Origin of the sequence: Croceicoccus bisphenolivorans (assembly GCF_001634625.1) — a bacterium.
Taxonomy (GTDB): Bacteria; Pseudomonadota; Alphaproteobacteria; order Sphingomonadales; family Sphingomonadaceae; genus Croceicoccus; species Croceicoccus bisphenolivorans.
In genome coordinates this window covers 50570-70339 of the sequence record NZ_LRSE01000006.1, presented here as the reverse complement: position 1 = coordinate 70339, position 19770 = coordinate 50570, and the positions used below count along the sequence as shown (strand labels likewise).

Below are 19770 nucleotides of genomic sequence, written 5' to 3'. Positions count from 1 at the left end.
GCGTCCCGCAACGCTTCGCTTCTCTGCGCAATTCTGCATCGGGCGGCTTGCCAGGTCCGGAACGCTCGTTCAAATGCCTGCGGTAATGTCAGGCAAGGGTCCAGAACTCGCAGCGTCGAAATCGCTGCTGTCACGCATGTTGACGAACGTCGCGTGGCTTGTCGGCGGCAAGGGCTTTGGCGCGGTTTGCTCGCTGGTCTACCTCGCGATCCTGACCCGCTCGCTGGGCCTGAAGGATTTCGGGCACTTCTCGCTGATCTTCGGAACATCACAGGCACTGATCGCGCTCGCCGGTTTCCAGACATGGCAAGTGGTCGTGCGGTTCGGGGTGCAGCATGTTCATGACAAGGACTGGGACGGCTTCGGTCGCCTTGGCCTCATGGCGGGCATCCTTGACGTGCTGGGCGCGATCATCGGGTGCGGCATTGCATGGCTCGTGTTCTACCAGTTCGCAGACGCGCTGCAGATCAACCCCGCGCTGATCGACACGGCATTCTGGTTCAACGTCGCCGCGCTTTGGGCGATCGTTTCCGCGCCAACGGGGATTGTGCGCGCGCTCGACCGGTTCGACCTTGCCGTCTATATCGAAGCCGTTGTGCCACTGGGCAGGTTGATAGCCGCAGTCGCCATCTGGCTCACCGGCCCAAGCCTCGTGCGTTTCCTGATCGCATGGGCGGTGATCGATTTGATCGAGGCTGCGCTTTATTGGCTGGTCGCGCGCTGGATCTGTCCGCAGGCGATCCGCCTTAGCCATCTCAAGGGCGCATTTCGGGCACGGCACGAAAACCCGGGCCTGATTCGCTTTTTTCTCATCACTTACGCAAGCGCAACAGTCGACGCGGTTTACCGCCACGGGCCTTTGCTGGCAGTCGGCTATTTCGTGGGAACAAGCGCGGCCGGTGTCTATCGCCTTGCCAATCAGCTGGCACAGGGACTGGCCAAGCTGTCCACCCTGCTCAGCCGCGCCGCATATGCCGAAATCGCCCGCGCCCGCGTGTCTGCAGGGGCCAGCGAATTCCGTCGCCTAGTTGCCCAAACCAGTCGGATTGCGGGAGTTGCAGGCGCAGTCGTCGTCGTATTCGTTATCGCTGTCGGCGGAAATATTCTCGCCCTGTTGGGTGGCGAAGAGTTCCGCAACGGATACCATGTGCTGATTCCGCTGACAGTGGCGTCATGTTTCGAACTGGCGGGTGTTGCCTTCGAGCCGGTTTTGCATTCCACCGGACGGGCACGCTTTTCGCTGTTTGCACGCTTTTGCACCGTGATTGCCGCTGCGGCAGGGCTTTTGTTGCTCGTCGAACCTTTTGCCGGCGGAGGCGCGGCCTGGGGCGTGGCAATTGGCGGCGCTGTAGGCTACTTCGTGATGGGCTTGATGGCTTTGATCACGCTGCGCGGTCTTGGCCAACAGGATGTGGCCTTACCGCAGCCCCCCACAACCTAACGGAAGTCGGCCGCCACCCAATTCCGCGTGCTCGCGTAGCGCCGTGCGCCTGCTCCGCCATTTACCAGCACGCCCTCGTCCGCCCAGTCTAGCAATGGCGCGTCACTCAGGCTGTCACTGTAAAAACGGATATCGCAATCGGCCCGATCGATGCCGAGGTCGGCCAGCAGCGTCTCCACGCGCGGGACCTTGGCCGTGCCGTAGCAATTTCCCCCCGCTATACGGCAGATGTCGCCTGCCGGATCGGCATGGCGGGTGGCGATCACGTGGTCGAACCCGATCCGGCGCGCGATCTCGCCGGCGTAGAACGCCATCGCCGCAGTCGCGAGGACGAGCATACGCCCCTCGGCGCGGTCGCGTTCCAGCGCGACTGCCGCGCCTCGCGCAATCCATGACGGCATCACTGAATCGGCAAAGGCACACGCGAGATCGTGGAGGGCGGACTGGTCGATCCGTCCCACCATCAGGCGCAGTCCGAAGCCTTTCAGTGCCTCACGCGAGTAAAGGCCCGCCTTGTACCCGATCATCGCCCCCACCCACACCGGGGCGAGCGCTAGTCTCCACACCGCACGCCGGCGCGCCGCGAACAGCAGGAACGGCGTGAAAGTCGCGCGCTTCAGCAACGTCCCGTCAAGGTCGTAGATCGCGATCCTGCGCTTCAAGTCCTGCTCCCGATGACTGCACGGGCGAACTATACCGGGCGAAATAATAGCGCAACGCCCGCCCGCCGCCCCTCACAAATGTTTGCGCTGCGGCGCAGCACCCTTGACTTGTTGCCCGAGGTCATGTTGACGCGGGGCCACGCTTTTAATCGGGGTAGGTTTACAGCACATGGCCCAGTTCGCTCTGCCGAAGAACAGCCGGATCACCGGCAAGACACGCACGCACAAGGCGGAAACCGGCGGCGCGAAGAAAAACTTCAAGGTCTACCGCTATGATCCCGACAGCGGCGAAAACCCGCGCTACGACGTTTTCGAGATCGATCTGGACGTATGCGGCCCGATGGTGCTGGACGCGCTGATCAAGATGAAGAACGAGATGGACCCGTCGCTGACGTTCCGCCGTTCCTGCCGCGAAGGCATCTGCGGTTCCTGTGCGATGAACATCAACGGTCGCAACGGCCTTGCCTGCACCACCGCGATCGAGGATTGCGGTTCGGGCGAAATCCGCATCACGCCGCTGCCCCACATGGAAGTCATCAAGGACCTCGTCCCAGATTTTACGCACTTCTACGCGCAGTACGCCTCGATCCGTCCCTGGCTGCAGACCGTGACGCCCGCCCCGTCGGGCAAGGAACGCCTGCAGTCGCCGGAAGACCGTAACAAGCTGGACGGCCTGTACGAATGCATTCTGTGCGCCTGCTGCTCCACATCGTGCCCCAGCTACTGGTGGAATTCCGACAAGTTCCTTGGCCCGGCCATTCTGCTTCAGGCCTATCGCTGGCTGGCCGACAGCCGTGACGAGATGACGGGCGAGCGTCTTGACGAGCTGGAGGATCCTTTCCGCCTCTATCGCTGCCACACCATCATGAACTGCGCCAACGTCTGTCCGAAGGGCCTGTCGCCCGCCAAGGCGATTGCCGAGATCAAGAAGATGGAAGCCGAACGGCTCGTCTGATCCGGCTGAATTAGATGGTAGATTCGCTATATCCAGCACCCGATCATCCGGGTTGGCAGGAATGGCGCGTCAGCGATTCCGCCCGGTTCAACCATCTCGTACTGGGAAGGATGCTCGTCCGTCTCGACGATCCGCATACTGCGCGCATCCGCATTGAAGCGGATGACCGGCACACGAACGTAAACGGCGTGATGCATGGCGGCGCGATCCTGTCTCTCATCGATTCGGCGATGTTCGCGGGTTCGACGGTGATCACCGCGAAAGACCAGATGCGTGCGGTAACGGTTGATCTGCAAGTCCAGTTTCTCAGCCCCGGCATTCTTGGTCGCAGCATCGACGCTCTGGTCGAAGTCACCCGTGAAACCGGCCGGATGCTGTTCATGCGCGGCCTGGTCGTACAGGACGAGGAGCGTGTCGCCTCGTTCACGGGCCTGTTCCGCAAGTTGAGCTGATCAACCGAATGGCCGGATTGCTCGATCGATACGAAGCCCTCCTTGCCGGAGGCGAGCTTCGGCCGGACGCTGAACAACGGGCTGCTGCTGAACGGCTCGACAAGCTCCAATGCGAACTGGAGGCAGCACCGGCCAAGACGGGCTTCATCAAGCGGATTTTCGGCGGCTCTTCTGCGCAATCTCCGCAAGGGGTGTACATGTGGGGCGGCGTCGGGCGCGGCAAGTCCATGCTGATGGACCTGTTCCACGACACGCTCGGCATCACGGCAAAGCGCCGCGCCCACTTCCACGAATTCATGCTGGACGTGCACGCCCGCATCCGGGAAGAGCGCAAGAAGGAAAGCGGCGACCCCATCGCCCCTGTCGCCGCCGGACTGGCAGCCGAAGCGCGGGTACTCGCATTCGACGAAATGGTCGTGAACAATTCGGCCGACGCCATGATCATGAGCCGGCTGTTCACCGCCCTGATCCGCAGCGGCGTCACCATCGTGACCACATCCAACCGCGCACCGCACGAGTTGTACAAGGACGGCTTGAATCGCGAGCATTTCCTGCCGTTCATCGCGCTGATCGAGGAGAGGTTGGAGGTTCTGACACTCAACGGGCCGACCGATTACCGACTTGAACGGCTCGGCGGCATGGAAGTCTGGTACACGCCGATCGGCCCCGAAGCGACCGCCAGGGTGCGCGAACTGTTCTATCGCCTGACCGACTATCCGCCGGAGGACGCTGAACACGTGACCGGCGCGGAACTGCAGGTTGGTACCGGGCGGACGATCCACGTGCCAAAAAGCCTGAAGGGCGTGGCGGTATTCTCCTTCAAACGGCTTTGCGGGGAACCGAAAGGGGCTTCGGACTATTTGGCCATCGCCCGGCACTATCACTCCGTCTTCGTCGTCGCGATTCCCAGGATGGGGCCGGACATGCGCAACGAAGCTGCGCGGTTCGTGACACTGATCGACGCCTTTTACGAAAACGGCGTGAAACTGATCGCTACTGCCGATGCGCAGCCGGCAGACCTTTACGAGGCAGGCGACGGCCGGTTCGAATTCGACAGGACCGTCAGCCGCCTGATGGAAATGCAGAGCGAGGATTACCTCGCCCGAGGACACGGCGAAGAATAGCGGTTCGCACGGGCGGGTACACCCGTGTGCCTTCTTGAGCGGTACCGGAGATGCCCCACATCGGTTCCATACCGGCGGCCCCGTAGATGCGGGCAACCCCGCCGACGTGGAAAATGACATGATCGAGATCAGGCCCTTCGACCAACTGGGTAAGGCGAACCACGGCTGGCTGGATACCAGCTACCACTTTAGCTTTTCCGGCTACCACGATCCGCAGCGGATGGGCTGGGGCGCGCTGCGCGTCTGGAACGACGACTGGATCGATGCGCGATCCGGTTTCCCGCCGCACCCGCATCGCGACATGGAAATCATCACCTACGTCCGTAAGGGCGCGATCAGCCACCGCGACAGCCTTGGAAACGAAGGCCGAACCGCCGCCGGCGACGTGCAGGTGATGAGCGCGGGTACGGGCATCACCCATGCCGAGTACAACATGGAGGACGAACCGACAGAGCTGTTCCAGATCTGGATCGTGCCTGACCGGATGGGCGATGCACCCAGATGGGGCCGGCGTGCCTTTCCCAAGGGCGACAGGGCCGGTCGGTGGATCACTCTGGCCAGCGGTCACGATGGTGAGGCAGGAGAGGAAATCCTGTCGCTCAACACCGACGCACGCCTGCTTGCGGCCACGCTGGTAGAGGGCGACCGGATCGATCTGCCGATCGATCCTGAACGGCACTATTATCTCGTGCCGGTCGGCGGCGAGATCACGGTGAATGGCCACGCCGCAGCATCGCGCGACGGTGTCGCGATCACAGGCGAGGATGCTCTGGACGTGATGGCGAAATCGGGTGTCGAACTGGTGCTTGTCGACAGCCGCTGATCACACCTTGGGGCGAAGCGCAGGGGCGGGACTGTCCGCGAAGATGGACAGGATCCGCTGCTGCGCTTCAAGCCGGGCGCGCGTGCGCGAAATCTCCGCCTCCAGCGTGGCGATATCCGAAATGCCTTCAGGCATTGCCGCTTCCTCCATCGCGATCGCAAGCCGGACCTGCCGCCAAAGCGGATCGGCTTCTGGACGGCACAACACCCCGAACAAGTGGGCGGAACCGGCGATCACGACCTGAACCGGCGCACAAGCGCCCCCCTCCCCCAGGTTCGCGAGGAGCGCGATGTCTTGCGGGGAAAGCATGTGGGCATTGTCCACAATCAGCAAAGCCCCTGCCGCCGTGGTACGACGAACCTGCCTGCCGCGATCGAAAGGCGCGATCCGGGCAATGCCATGTGACGCAAGCCGCGCGCCGAGCGTTCCGGCAACTTCGCCACCGTCAATATCGGCCAGAAGGCGAATTCCCGGACCGGCCAGACGAGCCACTTCGGCAAGCAGTGCCCTGCGTTCACTGGCGCGGCGCGCCGTCAGCACGACGGCGCGGTCGCCACGTTTCAATGCATCGAGGCAATGACGCAGTGTGCGCGCCGGCCCTGCCAGCTTGCGATTGAAGCGCGCGTCAGCCGCAGTGATGGTCGGTTGTTGCAACATGTGACGTTCCGTGTGCAGCTTCCCCTGACCTGCAAATGTTGCAACGTGAAGTCGTTGAAAAGAAGTACGGATTCATCCGGATTGCAGCAAACCCGGCATCGGGATTACCGAATTCGGCAGAACGCCCGCCAGATCGATCAGGAATGGATCGATTCGCGCCCTAGACCAGGATCTCGCGTGCAGGTCCGTGACCTAGGAACATGGCGGGACTCGCGCTGGCCCCATAGGCTCCGGCACAGAATACGGCGACCAGATCGCCCTCCTGCATAATGGGTAAGGCCACCTTTTCGGCAAGCCGGTCGATCGGCGTGCACAAGCGGCCGACGATGCTCTGCGGTTCGCCCGACGGCTCGTCCCCGAACCTGTTGGCGACCGCAACGGGATAGTTTCGCCGCACCACGGTTCCGAAATTGCCCGACGCGGCCAACTGGTGATGAAGCCCGCCATCCACGACCACGAAAGTCTCCCCGTGGCTATCCTTCACGTCGAGCACGCGCGTCAGGTACACGCCCGCTTGGCCAACCAGCCAACGGCCCAGCTCGATTGCGAATTCGGTCTTCGCATAGGCAGCTGGCAAAGCCTCTAGCGTTTCGCCCAGCGCGTCGCCCACTGCGGCGATGTCCAGCGGTTCGTCGCCGGGAAAGTAGGGGATACCGAAGCCACCACCAAGGTTGCAGTGCGCAAGCTCCGCTCCCGCCTTCTCGGCCAGCCTGACAGCCAGCGCGACGGTCTGCGTCTGCATCTCGATCACGGCATCGGCCGAGAGAGCCTGACTGCCAGCAAAGATATGGAAACCGCGCCACTGCGCACCGCTGTCCACGATCCTGCGCACCAGATTGGGCACATGGGCCGCGTCGATCCCGAACGGCTTTGCGCCGCCGCCCATCTTCATGCCCGACCCCTTGAGATCGAAATCCGGGTTCACCCTGACCGCAAGCCGTGGCCGAACGCCGGTGCGTTCGCCAATCGAGAGTGCGCGTTCGAACTCTCGCACGGATTCGAGGTTGAGAGTCGCGCCCTGCACGATCGCCGCCTCAATCTCCCCATCGTCCTTGCCGGGACCGGCAAAACTGATCTTCGCCGCCGGCATGCCCGCTGCCGTCGCCAGCGAAAGCTCTCCGCCAGAGGCGATGTCGAAACCGTCGACCAGCGATGCCATCCGCTCCAGCACAGGGCCAAAGGGATTGGCCTTCACCGCGTAGTGTATCGCCAGCCGCTGCGGCATCGCGGCACGCAGCCGTGCCACCCGCGCATCGAGCATGGCCCCGTCGTAAACGAAAAGCGGTGTCGCTCCTGCCTGTCCGACCCATTGGGAAGCAGGGTGCCCGCCGATCAGCAGTTCTCCACCCGAACCGGTATATCCCGCCGGCACCGGCCCCATCGCCTTCACGCATTCATCTCCAACAATTCGCGAGCAATTCCCGCACGATCCAGCTTGCCGGTCGCCCCCTTGGGCAACTCCTTTCGCCAGTGGATGGCCTGGGGCTGCATGTAATTGGGCAAATCCCGCCGCAAGGCAGTGACGAGGTTGGCAGAGGCCGTGTCGGGATCGAGGCCTGCATTTGCGCGTGCCACGAGGTGCACGGCTTGCCCCAGCTTCTCATCGGGAACGCCGATGGCAATGCACTCGGCAACCAGTCCGGTCGCCATCGCGGCTTCCTCGATCTCCTGCGGGCTGATGCGCTGGCCCAGCGACTTGATCATCGCATCGCGCCGGCCGACGAAATGGAGCAGCCCCTCCCCGTCGTAACGGACCCGGTCGCCAGACCAGACCGCGATGCCGCCATAGGACGATCCCGATGGAGTAGGGCGAAACCGCTCCTGCGTGCGGGCATCGTCCTGCCAGTAACCTTGCGCGACCAGCGGTCCGGCATGAACAAGTTCACCTTCCTCGCCATTCGCGGCGAGCGTGCCGTCGTCCTTCATCACCAGAACCTCTGCATGCGGAATCGCACCACCGATGGAAGTTGGGTGTGTATCGATCAGCTCTGGCGGCAGGAACGTCGAGCGGAACGCTTCGGTCAGGCCATACATCGCGAAGAGCCTTGCATCGGGAAAACGCGCGCGCAGACGGCGGACGAGCGGTTCGCCCAGCGCCCCGCCGCTGTTGGTAAGCCTGCGCAGCGAAGAGACGGCATCATCGGACCAGTCCTGCTCCAGCAGCTGGGTCCACAGCGGAGGGACAGCGGCAAGCGTCGTGATGCCGTGGCGGGCAACCGCCTTCACCACCTCGCGCGGCAAAAGGTAGTCGAGCGGCACCGCCGATGCGCCGGCAAACCAGCTCGAAAGCAACTGGTTCTGCCCATAATCGAAGGCCAGCGGCAACAGGGCCAATGTGCGGTCGGACGGGTCGAGAGCGAGGTAGCCTGCCACGGCCTCCGCCCCCAGCCACAGGTTCGCATGGCTCAGCATCACGCCCTTCGGCCTGCCCGTGGAGCCGCTGGTGTAAAGTATGGCGGCCAAGGTATCCGGGTCGGCATTCGACGGGGGCATCGGATCCGCCGCAGCCACCGACTGTTCGACATCCACCTCGTCGTGGACCATGCAGCCTTTCGGCACGTCGCCTGCCTGCAAACCGTCCAGCCTGCCCTTGTTCGCGATAAGAGCGCTGGCACCGCTATCGGCAAGGATATGCGCCACTTGCGCCCGCTTCAGCAGGGGATTTACCGGAACATGGACCAGCCCCGCCCTCGGCGCCGCCAGCGGGAGCAGGCAAGTGAGCCAGCCCTTGCCGGCCCAACCGGCAATGCGGGCACCCGGCAGGTACCCCTGCTGCCCCAGCCAGCCGGCAAGAAGAGCGATTTCCCGTTCCAGCGCGGCATAGTCCAGCACCCGCCCTTTGAGCACGAGCGCAGTCGCGCCGGGCTCGCCTCTCAGGGCCAGCCGGTCCAGCGGTTGCGGATCGGCCAAGGGTGCATTGCTGTTCATCGCCACGCGCATAGCACAGTCGCCATTTGCTGCCATGCTTGCCTACCCATCATACAAAAGCTAAGTGCGCGGCCATGCACGAGGTATCCCCTTCCCAGGCGCGCGCAAGCGACGATATCCTGCGCGAGATCCTGAGCGACGTTCTCGCCCTCTCTCCCGAACGTGTCGCGGCGTTCGATGCGGATACGGAATTGTTCGGCGCGTTGCCCGAACTCGATTCGCAGGCCGTTGCCGGATTGCTGACCGAAATCGAGGATCGCTGCGACATCATCATAGAGGATGAGGATGTCGACGGCGAAATGCTGGAAACCTACGGCGCGCTTCTCGCCTATGTAGAGGAAAAGCGCGCCGGATAGCGCCTATTCCGCTGCTTCGCGCGCGAAGTCGAGCGTGGCGAGGAAGCGTTCCGCATCAAGCGCGGCCATGCACCCCGTTCCCGCCGCCGTCACGGCCTGGCGATAGGTATGGTCCATCACGTCGCCACATGCGAAAACGCCGGGCACCGCGGTCTTGGGCGTACCGGCTTCCACGATGAGATAGCCGCTGGCGTCCATTTCCAGCTTGTCCTTGAACAGTTCCGTCGACGGGGCATGGCCGATCGCGACGAAGGCGCCCTCGGTGTCGAACCGGCTTTCCTCGCCGGTGACGGTATCCCGAAGCACGAGATGCGTCAGGCCCTTGCCCTCCTCGCCCTCGAACCGTTCGACAGTCTTGTTCCACAAGGTGGAGATCTTGGGATTGGCGAACAGCCGTTCCTGCAGGATCTTTTCCGAACGCAGTTCATCGCGGCGATGGATCAGGGTCACATCGTCGGAGTGGTTGGTGAGATAGAGCGCTTCCTCGACCGCGGTATTGCCGCCGCCGATCACCACGACCTTCTTGCCGCGATAGAAGAACCCGTCGCACGTGGCACAGGCGGAAACGCCCTTGCCGGACCATTCCTGTTCGCCTTCTACGCCAAGCCACTTGGCCTGGGCACCAGTTGCGATCACCAGCACGTCACCCACGTATTCGTCGCCGCTGTCGCCGACTGCCTTGAACGGAGAGCCGCCCGCGATGTCGACATCGACGATCGTGTCCCACATCATCCGTGTCCCGACGTGTTCGGCCTGCGCCTGCATTTCCTGCATCAGCCAAGGGCCCTGGATCACGTCGCGGAAACCGGGATAGTTCTCCACGTCCGTGGTGATCGTCAGCTGCCCGCCGGGCTGCAGACCCTGCACCACGATCGGCTCCATCCCCGCGCGCGCGCCATAGATCGCGGCTGAAAGGCCGGCAGGGCCGGAGCCGATGATGAGCATGCGGGTGGTATGCGTTGCCATTGGTGTGGATCCCTCAAGTCGTTGGGGTCCGCAGATAGGCAAAATGGCCGGATTTGCAATGCCGGCGGGGGTATCTTCCCTCAATCCTGAAGCGAAGGCGGGTTCCAACCAGTGGGCGCGAGTTCAGAGCCGCTGAATTCGAAACCGGGCGCGACGATGCAGGTCACGAGCGTCCACCGGCCCAAAGGTTCCGCCGATTGCCAGCGCCCTGCCGGATAGAGGTGCTGGATCACTTGGCCTGCCTCCACGTCGCTGCCGAGTACGACCGGCTCGACCGCAACCTCGCCTGCCTCTCCACCCGCACCCAAGAGCTTCAGAGGATCGCCGGCATTGAATATCCAGAATTCGGCCGCGTCCACCCGGTGCCAATGCGAACGCTGTCCGGCTTCGAGCAGGAACAGAATGCCGGTTGCCTGCGCCCGTGCGCCGGTGACGGCTGGTTCACGCCATGTCTCACGGTACCAGCCCCCTTCGGGATGTGGCTTAAGATCAAGCCCGTCGATGATTGCGCGCGCGTCCTGCATGGACGCCTCTTTATTCCCCTGTTTGCGCCGCAAGCAAGGGATAGGGATTGATCGGCGTGCCTTCCCACCATGGTTCGTCCGGTATCATCCGCATCACGGCGAAATGGAGGTGCGGCGTTGCCGGATCGGCATTGCCGCTCGAACCGACACGCCCGATACGCCGCCCGGCCTCGACAAACTGGCCTTCGGCCAAGCCCGGTGCATAAACGGAAAGGTGCGCGTAGTAATATATGCGAGAGCCATCCGGGCTGCGGACGTAGATCGTTTTCCCGCCATCGTCGGACAGGAACAGCTTTTCCACCGTCCCCGACGCGGCGGCGAGAACGGGCGTTCCGTCGGGAGCGATTATATCGAGCGCTTCGTGCCGCTCCTCACCGCGCGGCTCGTTGTAGGTATCGACAAGTTCACCGTAGCGTACGCCATCGACCGGGATAATCAGATTGCCTGACACTGGCACGGTCAACCCGTCATCAACAGGCGGGGCCGGGACGACAAATGCCGCTTCCTCCCGTTGGCCGTTCGTTGCAACTGTTTCGCCATCAGGACGCTCTGGCGCGAACAGATCCGGCCCGGCGAATGCGATGATCCCGATCCACGCAAGCGACGTGAATCCAGCCACTGTCAGGACAAGGCGCAAGTCGCGACCAAGACCGCCCCGTCGGCTTGCGGCAATTGCCGGTTTGGACGAGGCGGTCGACGCGGTCATTTTTCAAAGATCACTTGCGTCTTCTGCGACACCATTTCGGCAAGGCGCGCCGCATCCCAGTTCGTCAGCCGCACGCAGCCATGGCTTTCCGCCCTGCCGATGGTTTCCGGCGCCGGCGTGCCGTGAATGCCATAGTGTTCCTTGGAAAGATCGATCCACACGACGCCCACGGGTCCGTTGGGGCCCGGCGGAAGCTGTTGTTTTTCCTCGCTATCGGCTACGTCCCAGAACAGGCTTGGGTCATAGGCAAACGGCGGATTATGCGCGATGCCCAGGATATCCCATTCACCGATCGGCAAGGGATCGTGGCTGGAACCGCTGGTAATGGTGAAGGCCGCGATCAGCTTCCCTTCGGCGTCGTAGGCTTTCAGCGTGCTCTCCGACTTGTCCGCCACGATCTTCGCGGCATCGGGCTGATCGGTGCCCACGCCCAGCATGCGCAATGTATCGCGCCAGTCATCCTCGACTTCGGCTTCCGCATCGATGAAATCGCCCCCGATGTTCGGCACGCGGATTTGCTGCCCAGCGGCAAAAACGCTTTTCGGTCCGGGCTTGGCGACCGTGCTTGCCCCCGAAGCCGGGGTGCCGCTGGCGGTAGCGTCCGGTGAAGGCGACGCTGCCGGTTGTGGCGTGGCAGAGGCAAGCGTCGCCGGCTTGCCGTCAGGGTTCAGCATTTTCAGCGTCTCGACCGTCGTATGAAACCGCTCTGCCAGCTTTTCATCGAGAGATTCGTATCCCAGGCGTGTCATCTTCGCCTGATCAGCCGGATCGTCGGGAATCGCCTCGAACCGGCCCACTGCAAATTCCTCGGGGATGGTCACGATGCGGGTTGCCGCGAACTCCTGCCAGCGGGTGAGCGCGTCCCGGGTTGCCGTGTCGATCTCGCCACTCGTGTCCAGATCGTTGGCTTCCTGAAAGGCAGCGAGAGCGTTCTTGGTCGACATACCCATTTTCCCGTCCACCACGCCGGGAGAGAAGCCGAGCCGGTCCAGCACGACCTGCGCCTGCATGACGGGCCGGTCCTCGCTATCGGGAATGTCGGGTTGTTCAGCCGCATCACCGCGATCGTTGCTTCGCATCGCATCGGCGAAGTTGCTGTCTGCCTGCTGCGTCGCTGTCGCTTCGGGAGTCGGTGTGGTTTCGGGCTCGCTGGAACAAGCCGACAGGCCCAGCGCGAACGAAAGGCCGAGACACAGGGCAGGTTTGCACTTCATTGGAATCCCCGAAGACATTGTCGATTGGTCTTCGGGTGAACGCGCAAGTGCCGGTTTGTGTCCGGCCGCTACGCCGGATCAGCTATCGCTGTCGGGTAGCCCTTCGGCGTCCGGCACGGGAGCGGCGGCAATCGCTTCGGCGAACGCCCGCACCGCCTTCACCTCGTCCCCGTTCCAGACCGAACCTGAAACGGCTAGGAAATCGGCACCGGCAGTGACCAGCGGAGCGCAGTTTTCGGGCGTGATACCGCCGATCGCGACGCTGGGTAGCTCGAAGACGCGATACCACCAGTCGAGCAGGTCGAGCCCGGCGCGGTGTTCCGTTTCCTTCGTCGTGCTGGGAAAGAACGCGCCGAACGCGACGTAGTCGGCCCCGTCCTCGCCCGCCTGCATGGCGAAATGGCGGCTGTCGTGACAGGTCACGCCGATCTGCGCATCGCGGCCAAGCTGCTGCCGCGCCTCCTTCACTTCGCCATCACTCTGGCCAAGGTGCACGCCATCGGCGCCAAGCCGCTTGGCCAGCGCGATGTCATCGTTGACGATGAAGCCGACGTCCCGGTCCGCGCAGATCGCCTGCAGCGGTTCGGCAAGGCGCGCGGCTTCATGCTGATCGTCGATGCCTTTCACCCGGAACTGGAAAGCGGTGACGATGCCCTTCCCCGCATCGAGCGCGCGAGCGAGCCGTTCGGGAAAGTCGCCCGAAACGTCGAGCGGGGATATCAGGTAGAGCTGGCACGTTGTGTTCATCAGCCGCCCTCTAGAACGGCTGCGATGGAGTGTGAAGCGCAATGACGATACAAAAGATGCTTCTGCGGACAGCGGCGCTGGTGCTTGCCCCGCTGGCGACCGGTGCTTGTGCGACATATCCAAGCGATGCGCCGATCGTGGCCGAACCGGTCGGCAGCTTCGTCGCAATCGATCAACCGGTCCTCGTCAACGAGGATTTCGTCCTGACAGCCAAGGCAGTCTACGAAGACAGCCGCTGCCCGACAGGCGTTCAATGCGTCTGGGGCGGGCGGGTAGTCGTCACCACGCAAATTGACGCGCCGAGCTGGAGAGAGACGGTGAACCTCGTTTCCGGCGAGCGGCAGACCGTCCGCGGTCACGACTTTCTTCTCATCGAAGTGCTGCCTGCCCGGCGCCCTCAGGATGGTATCCCGATGCAGGATTACCGCTTCCGCTACACGATGGATTATCACCTGTAAAAAAGGCCGCCCTCCGGTATGGAGAGCGGCCCTTTTCGGATCAATGTCCGATCAGGTCAGGCGACGCTGGCCGCGTAAATCTGGTCGATCGCCTTGCCAAGTACCGCGTCGAATTCCTCATCCGACTGCCCGGCGCGCAAGTCCTGCAGCAGGCCGCGGCTGAAGCTCGCGATCATACCCTTGTTCTCGGCCAGCTTCTCGCAAGCCTCGTCCGTCGAGTAACCGCCCGAAAGCGCAACGACGGCCAGCACCTTGGGGTGCGCGATCAGATCGGCGTAGAGGTTCGGCTCAACCGGAATAGACAGCTTGAGCATGACCTGCTCGTCCATGCTCTCAAGGTTCTTGAGGATCTCGGCCTTCAGGATCTTCTCACCTTCGGCGCGGCCCTCGGCCTTGATGTTGTATTCCGGCTCCAGCATCGGGACGAGGCCGGCGGCAAGGACCTGCCGGCCCACTTCGAACTGCTGGGCAACGATGGCGGCGATCCCTTCGGGATTGACCTCGTTGATGACCGAGCGTTCCTTGGTACCGAACACGCCCAGCGATTTCGCACGAGCCAGCAGGGTGCCAAGTTCGGGCATCGGCTTCATCATCTGCACGCCATTGGCCTCGTCCTCCAGACCCTTGTCGATCTTGATGAACGGCACGATGCCGCGATCGATCAGCGCCTGCGGGGTCGGCTTGCCCTCGACCTGACCGTCCATGGTCTTTTCGAACAGGATCGCACCGATCACCTTGCCGTTCGAGAACGACGGGCTGGTTATGATCCGGCTGCGCATTTCGTGGATCTTGGCGAACATTTCCTCGTCGCCGGACCACTCGCTGTCTTCCACGCCGTATCCGCGCAGCGCCTTTGGCGTCGAACCGCCCGACTGGTCCAGCGCAGCGATGAAACCCTGCGAGTCGGCGATCTGCTTCTTCATGTCCATCAGTTCAAAAACCCTCTCTGAATAATGCCGCCGCGTTAGAGCGACAGGGCGGCAACACCGGGCAGTTCCTTACCTTCCATCCATTCGAGAAAAGCGCCGCCGGCAGTTGAAATATAAGTGAAATCTTGCGCCACGCCCGCATGGTTCAGCGCGGCAACGGTATCCCCGCCGCCCGCCACGGAAACGAGCGAGCCTTCCTTCGACAGGGCCGCCGCAGTGCGGGCCAGCGCCACGGTCGCCGCATCGAAGGGCTCTGTCTCGAACGCGCCCATCGGCCCGTTCCAGACCAGTGTGCGGCATGTCTTGAGCACGTCGCCCAATGCCTCCACAGCCATCGGGCCGACATCAAGGATCATCTCGTCAGCCGCGACTTCGTGAACGTTGCACGTACGCAGGCTTGCCGGGTTGGCCGCAAATTCCCTGGAAACAACCACATCGTAGGGCAGATGGACCGTGCAACCGGCCGCATCCGCCGCTTCCATGATCGCTTCGGCCGTGCCGGTCAGGTCATGCTCGCAAAGCGACTTGCCGACATCGACACCGCGCGCGGCAAGGAAGGTATTGGCCATGCCGCCGCCGATGATCAAGTGATCGACCTGTCCGACAAGGTGGCGCAGCACGTCCAGCTTCGACGAAACCTTTGCTCCACCCACAACGGCCGCAACCGGCTTTTCCGGGTTGCCAAGCGCCTTGTCCAGCGCCTCCAGCTCCTTCTGCATCGAGCGGCCGGCGAAGGACGGGAGGTACTTCGTGAGCCCTTCCGTCGTCGCGTGGGCGCGGTGTGCTGCGGAAAACGCGTCGTTAACGTAGAAATCGGCATTGGCCGCGATCGCCCTGGCGAATTCGGGGTCGTTCTTTTCCTCGCCCGGCCAGAAGCGGGTGTTTTCAAGGATGGACACATCGCCGTTGCGCATGATGCCTATGGCCTGCGCGACGATGTCGCCGGCGACTTCAGGTACGAACATAACCTCGCGGCCCAGCACGTCCTGTACCGCGTCGACGACCATCGAAAGGCTCATCGTGGAATTGCGCGCGCCCTTGGGCCGGCCGAAGTGGGCCAGCAACAGGACCTTCGCGCCCGCATCGGCAAGTTCGAGAATCGTCGGTTCGGAGGCACGAACGCGCGTATTGTCGGTGACCGAGCCGCCGTTCATCGGCAGGTTCAGATCCACGCGAACCAGCACGACCTTTCCGGCGACATCGCCGATGTCGTCCAGCGTGCGGAAATTGCTCATTTCTCGATCCTTATCGTGTCACCGGTGCGGATCGTGCCTTCGGCAAGCACGCGGCCCAAAACTCCGCCCCGCCAATCGGGGGAAAGCGCGGCCTTCAGACCGGTGTAGATTTCTTCCATGCGGCTGCACGGGTCGCATTCCTGAACGACCTCGATCACGACGTCGCTCCCTATGTGAATGCGCGCACCTTCCTCCCGCGGGAGGGCCAACCCCTCAACCAGCAGGTTGGCGCGGCGTTCCTGCCATCCGATCGTGTCGGCCGCCATGCCGAGTTCGGCCATGGCGGCAGCCCAGCTTTCGGCCTCTATCAGTGAAACCTGCCGCTTGCGCGGGCCGTCCGGCTTCATCGCGCCGCGATAATCGCCCGCGATGCCTTCACGAAGCGTGACTTGCGCCTCGTCAATCAGTTCCATGGGGCCACGCGGACGATCGTGCCGCGCTATGCCGCCCAATCGTCCGCTGTTTCCCATGACCTGTGCTTGCTCTCTCTTAAAGGAAGCTCGCCATCACGCCCGCAGTGTCGATCATGCGGTTCGAGAAGCCCCATTCGTTGTCGTACCACGACACGACGCGGGCCAGCTTGCCTTCGAGAACCGCGGTTTCGAGGCTGTCGACCGTCGAGCTGGCGGGGAAGTGGTTGAAGTCCGACGAAACCAGCGGCTGATCGGTGTAATAAAGCACACCCTTCATCGCCCCTTCCGAAGCAGCCTTCAGCGCCGCGTTCAGTTCCTCGGCAGTCGTGTCCTTCTTCGGCACGAAGGTCAGGTCGACAAGGCTGACGTTCGGCGTCGGCACACGCACGCTCGAACCGTCCAGCTTGCCCTTCAGCTCGGGCAGGACGAGACCAACAGCGCGGGCAGCACCGGTCGTGGTCGGGATCATGTTCTGCGCACCGCCGCGCGCACGGCGCAGGTCGGAGTGCATCTGGTCCAGCATGCGCTGGTCGTTCGTGTACGAGTGGATCGTGGTCATGAAACCACGCTCGATGCCGACGGTGTCGTTCAGGACCTTGGCAACAGGGGCAAGGCAGTTAGTGGTGCACGATGCGTTGGAAACGACATCGTCTTCCGCCGTCAACGTTCCCTGGTTCACGCCGAACACGATCGTCTTCGAAACGCCGGTGGCCGGGGCCGAGATCAACACCTTCTTGGCGCCAGCGGCGATATGCGGACGGGCCGCTTCGTCGGACTGGAAGAAGCCGGTGCATTCGAGCACGATGTCGACGCCCATGGCGGCATGCGGCAGCTTGCCGGGCTCACGCTCTGACGTCACGGCGATGGTCTTGCCGTTCACGGTGATGCTGTCTTCGCCAGCTTCGACGGTGCCGGGGAAACGGCCGTGCGTCGAATCGTACTGGAACAGCAGCGCATTGGCCTTCACGCTGGCAAGGTCGTTGATCGCAACGAGTTCGAGATCGTGGTCGTCACGCTCCAGGATGGCACGGGCCACAAGCCGCCCGATACGTCCGAAACCGTTGATCGCAACCTTGGTCGCCATGACTTAAACTCCTGTCTTTAATTCAGTTTCTCTTTGATCTGCGGCACGATGGCATCGACTGTGAAGCCGAATTTCTCGAAAAGCTGCTCTGCGGGAGCAGACGCGCCGAAGCGGTCGAGGCCGATGTTGAGGCCGATCACCCCTGCGCCCGCGTGGGTGTACTTCTGCCAACCCATGGTGACGCCGGCTTCGATCGAGACGCGAAGGGGCCGCGCCGCATCGTTGTGGCCCAGCACGTCGGCCTGATAAGCTGCGTCCTGTGCGTCGAACAGCTCCTGACAAGGCATCGACACCACGTCGGCACCGATACCGTCCGCTTCAAGCGCCTTGGCGACATTTACGGCCAGTTCGACTTCGGAACCGGTGGCGATTAGGATCACCTTGCGAGCCGCACTTGCCGAAACGAGGCGATAGGCACCGCGGGCAGAACGGTTGCTGCTCGCACTCCAGTCCGCATCGCCCTCTCCGCGCAGCTGCGGCAGGTTCTGGCGGGTGAGCGCGAGAACAGACGACTTGCCCGGCGTGGAAAGCGACAGCGCCCAGCATTCCGCCGTTTCGATGACGTCGGCGGGGCGATAGACGTTGAGGTTCGGGATCAGACGCAGCGACATGACCTGTTCCACCGGCTGGTGGGTCGGGCCGTCTTCGCCAAGGCCGATCGAATCGTGCGTAAGCACATAGACCACTTCGGTCTGCTGCAGCGCCGACATGCGGATGGCGTTGCGCGCATAGTCGGAGAAGATCAGGAACGTACCGCCATAGGGGATCACGCCCCCATGCAGTGCCATGCCGTTCATCGCCGCAGCCATGCCGAACTCGCGGATGCCGTAATAGACATAGCGGCCGCCATAGTTTTCCGCGGTGAGCGGATCGGTCGACTTGGTCTTCGTGTTGTTCGAACCGGTAAGGTCAGCCGAACCGCCGATCATCGTGTCGATCGCGGAAGTCAGCACCTCCAGCGCCATTTCGCTTGCCTTGCGGGTCGCCACCTTCTTCGGATTAGCGACGAGATCGGCGATGTAGCCTTCGAGCGCGGCCGAGGCGACCGAATCGCCCTTCATCGAGGCAGCGTAATACTTCGCGCGGCGATCGGCATCGCTATCGATACGGGCCTGCCAATCGGCATGGGCCTGCTTGCCGCGTTCGCCCGTCGCCTTCCATGCGGCGGCGATATCGTCAGGGATAACGAACGGTTCGGCTGTCCAGCCCAGTTCCGCGCGCGCTGCGGCGACTTCGTCCGCGCCAAGCGGCGAGCCGTGCGTGGCGCTGGTGCCCTGCTTGTTGGGCGCGCCTTTGCCGATGACGGTCTTGCATGCAACCAGCGAGGGGCGCGGATCGGCAATCGCCTCGTCGATCGCGCGGCGGATGTCGGCGGCGTCGTGGCCGTCACAGCGCACAACGTGCCAGTTGGCAGAGCGGTAACGCGCCTCGACATCCTCGTTCGAGGACAGTTCGACCTTGCCGTCGATGGTGATGTTGTTGTCGTCCCACAGCACGATCATGCGGCCAAGGCCGAGATTGCCGGCAAGGCCGATCGCTTCGTGGTTGATACCTTCCATAAGACAACCGTCGCCCGCGATCACCCAGGTGCGGTGATCGACAAGCTCGTCGCCGTGCTTCGCGTTCAGGTGACGTTCGGCAATCGCCATGCCGACGGCCATCGCAAGGCCCTGGCCCAGCGGTCCGGTGGTGCATTCCACGCCGTCGAGAAGGAAGTTTTCGGGGTGTCCGGCGCAGGGGCTGCCGAGCTGGCGGAAATTGCGGATCTCGTCCATCGTCGGGTGCGCGTAACCCGTCAGGTGGAGCAGCGAGTAGATCAGCATCGAGCCGTGGCCCGCCGACAGCACGAAACGGTCGCGATCGTCCCACTTCGGCGCGGCAGGGTCGAACTTCAGGTATTCCTTGAAGAGGACCGTGGCGACATCGGCCATGCCCATCGGCATTCCGGGGTGCCCGGAATTGGCGGCCTGAACCGCATCCATGGAAAGGGCACGAATGGCGTTGGCCATCCCTGCCAGGCTGGTGGTCGTGGTCGTCATGATCAGGCGTTTCCCCGTTGAGCGCGCGGGTGCGGGTGATTCGTTTGCGGCGACGCA

The 19770-nt window shown here is 63.1% G+C and carries 21 protein-coding genes; 7 read left to right on the top strand and 14 right to left on the bottom strand.

The window, feature by feature from the left end; all coding sequences use genetic code 11:
• The first annotated feature begins 85 nt into the window (after nt 1–85).
• Nucleotides 86–1441 carry a lipopolysaccharide biosynthesis protein gene (locus tag A7A77_RS08230; RefSeq protein WP_066556224.1) on the top strand — a complete coding sequence of 452 codons (1356 nt, stop codon included), beginning with the start codon at nt 86–88 and terminating at the stop codon, nt 1439–1441.
• On the opposite strand, the gene A7A77_RS08225 is transcribed toward A7A77_RS08230, so the two are convergent.
• Nucleotides 1438–2103, bottom strand: a complete 666-nt coding sequence (locus tag A7A77_RS08225; protein ID WP_172799871.1) for an HAD family hydrolase — start codon at nt 2101–2103, stop codon at nt 1438–1440. The two genes, A7A77_RS08230 and A7A77_RS08225, sit on opposite strands and share 4 nt — an antisense overlap.
• 169 nt (nt 2104–2272) lie before the next feature.
• Between A7A77_RS08225 and A7A77_RS08220 the strand changes: the two genes are divergently transcribed.
• The 4 genes from A7A77_RS08220 (at nt 2273) to A7A77_RS08205 (ending at nt 5457) form a co-directional block, all read left to right on the top strand.
• A complete protein-coding gene (locus tag A7A77_RS08220) occupies nt 2273–3058 on the top strand; it encodes a succinate dehydrogenase iron-sulfur subunit (protein WP_066556222.1) in 786 nt (261 codons plus the stop codon).
• A 14-nt stretch (nt 3059–3072) separates the two neighbouring features.
• Nucleotides 3073–3510 (top strand): PaaI family thioesterase, encoded by a 438-nt coding sequence (locus tag A7A77_RS08215; RefSeq protein ID WP_066556218.1) that lies wholly within the window; start codon nt 3073–3075, stop codon nt 3508–3510.
• Nucleotides 3511–3518: 8 nt separating this feature from the next.
• Nucleotides 3519–4634: a cell division protein ZapE gene (zapE, locus tag A7A77_RS08210; protein WP_066556216.1), complete on the top strand. Its 1116-nt coding sequence runs from the start codon at nt 3519–3521 to the stop codon at nt 4632–4634.
• Between the two features lie 118 nt (nt 4635–4752).
• A complete protein-coding gene (locus A7A77_RS08205; protein ID WP_066556494.1) occupies nt 4753–5457 on the top strand; it encodes a pirin family protein in 705 nt (234 codons plus the stop codon).
• On the opposite strand, the gene A7A77_RS08200 is transcribed toward A7A77_RS08205, so the two are convergent.
• The 3 genes from A7A77_RS08200 to A7A77_RS08190 form a co-directional block, all read right to left on the bottom strand.
• On the bottom strand, nt 5458–6114 hold the full coding sequence (locus A7A77_RS08200; protein WP_066556213.1) for an ATP-binding protein: 657 nt from the start codon (nt 6112–6114) through the stop codon (nt 5458–5460).
• A 160-nt stretch (nt 6115–6274) separates the two neighbouring features.
• Nucleotides 6275–7504 carry a pyridoxal-dependent decarboxylase, exosortase A system-associated gene (locus tag A7A77_RS08195; RefSeq protein ID WP_066556212.1) on the bottom strand — a complete coding sequence of 410 codons (1230 nt, stop codon included), beginning with the start codon at nt 7502–7504 and terminating at the stop codon, nt 6275–6277.
• Nucleotides 7501–9042, bottom strand: a complete 1542-nt coding sequence (locus A7A77_RS08190; RefSeq protein WP_156500483.1) for an acyl-CoA ligase (AMP-forming), exosortase A system-associated — start codon at nt 9040–9042, stop codon at nt 7501–7503. The genes A7A77_RS08195 and A7A77_RS08190 overlap by 4 nt, the downstream gene beginning before the upstream one ends.
• Nucleotides 9043–9116: 74 nt before the next feature.
• Between A7A77_RS08190 and A7A77_RS08185 the strand changes: the two genes are divergently transcribed.
• Nucleotides 9117–9398, top strand: coding sequence for an acyl carrier protein (locus A7A77_RS08185; RefSeq protein ID WP_066556209.1), 282 nt, complete (start codon nt 9117–9119; stop codon nt 9396–9398).
• A gap of 3 nt (nt 9399–9401) precedes the next feature.
• On the opposite strand, the gene trxB is transcribed toward A7A77_RS08185, so the two are convergent.
• The 5 genes from trxB to thiE all read right to left on the bottom strand — a co-directional run bounded on the left by trxB (nt 9402) and on the right by thiE (nt 13555).
• Nucleotides 9402–10364 carry a thioredoxin-disulfide reductase gene (trxB, locus tag A7A77_RS08180; protein WP_066556207.1) on the bottom strand — a complete coding sequence of 321 codons (963 nt, stop codon included), beginning with the start codon at nt 10362–10364 and terminating at the stop codon, nt 9402–9404.
• Between the two features lie 80 nt (nt 10365–10444).
• On the bottom strand, nt 10445–10888 hold the full coding sequence (locus tag A7A77_RS08175; protein ID WP_066556205.1) for a cupin domain-containing protein: 444 nt from the start codon (nt 10886–10888) through the stop codon (nt 10445–10447).
• 10 nt (nt 10889–10898) lie between these two features.
• Nucleotides 10899–11594, bottom strand: coding sequence for a M23 family metallopeptidase (locus tag A7A77_RS08170; protein WP_066556201.1), 696 nt, complete (start codon nt 11592–11594; stop codon nt 10899–10901).
• Nucleotides 11591–12808 (bottom strand): L,D-transpeptidase family protein, encoded by a 1218-nt coding sequence (locus tag A7A77_RS08165; protein ID WP_066556200.1) that lies wholly within the window; start codon nt 12806–12808, stop codon nt 11591–11593. Before A7A77_RS08165 ends, A7A77_RS08170 begins: the two co-directional genes overlap by 4 nt.
• A gap of 78 nt (nt 12809–12886) precedes the next feature.
• Complete coding sequence (gene thiE, locus A7A77_RS08160) at nt 12887–13555, bottom strand: thiamine phosphate synthase (RefSeq protein ID WP_066556199.1); 669 nt, start codon at nt 13553–13555, stop codon at nt 12887–12889.
• Nucleotides 13556–13596: 41 nt separating this feature from the next.
• Between thiE and A7A77_RS08155 the strand changes: the two genes are divergently transcribed.
• Nucleotides 13597–14013 (top strand): hypothetical protein, encoded by a 417-nt coding sequence (locus A7A77_RS08155; protein WP_066556196.1) that lies wholly within the window; start codon nt 13597–13599, stop codon nt 14011–14013.
• A gap of 56 nt (nt 14014–14069) precedes the next feature.
• Here A7A77_RS08155 and A7A77_RS08150 read toward each other — a convergent pair whose 3' ends face one another.
• Genes A7A77_RS08150 through tkt form a run of 5 tightly spaced genes read right to left on the bottom strand, consistent with a single transcriptional unit; the run spans nt 14070 to nt 19713 of the window.
• Nucleotides 14070–14942: a fructose bisphosphate aldolase gene (locus A7A77_RS08150; protein WP_066556194.1), complete on the bottom strand. Its 873-nt coding sequence runs from the start codon at nt 14940–14942 to the stop codon at nt 14070–14072.
• A 35-nt stretch (nt 14943–14977) separates the two neighbouring features.
• Nucleotides 14978–16177, bottom strand: coding sequence for a phosphoglycerate kinase (locus A7A77_RS08145; RefSeq protein WP_066556192.1), 1200 nt, complete (start codon nt 16175–16177; stop codon nt 14978–14980).
• Nucleotides 16174–16647, bottom strand: a complete 474-nt coding sequence (locus tag A7A77_RS08140; protein WP_082836009.1) for an MOSC domain-containing protein — start codon at nt 16645–16647, stop codon at nt 16174–16176. The genes A7A77_RS08145 and A7A77_RS08140 overlap by 4 nt, the downstream gene beginning before the upstream one ends.
• Nucleotides 16648–16666: 19 nt before the next feature.
• A complete protein-coding gene (gene gap, locus A7A77_RS08135) occupies nt 16667–17674 on the bottom strand; it encodes a type I glyceraldehyde-3-phosphate dehydrogenase (RefSeq protein WP_066556189.1) in 1008 nt (335 codons plus the stop codon).
• A gap of 17 nt (nt 17675–17691) precedes the next feature.
• The gene (gene tkt / locus A7A77_RS08130) at nt 17692–19713 is read right to left on the bottom strand and encodes a transketolase (RefSeq protein WP_066556490.1); all 2022 of its coding nucleotides are present in this window, start codon (nt 19711–19713) and stop codon (nt 17692–17694) included.
• Nucleotides 19714–19770: the final 57 nt, after the last annotated feature.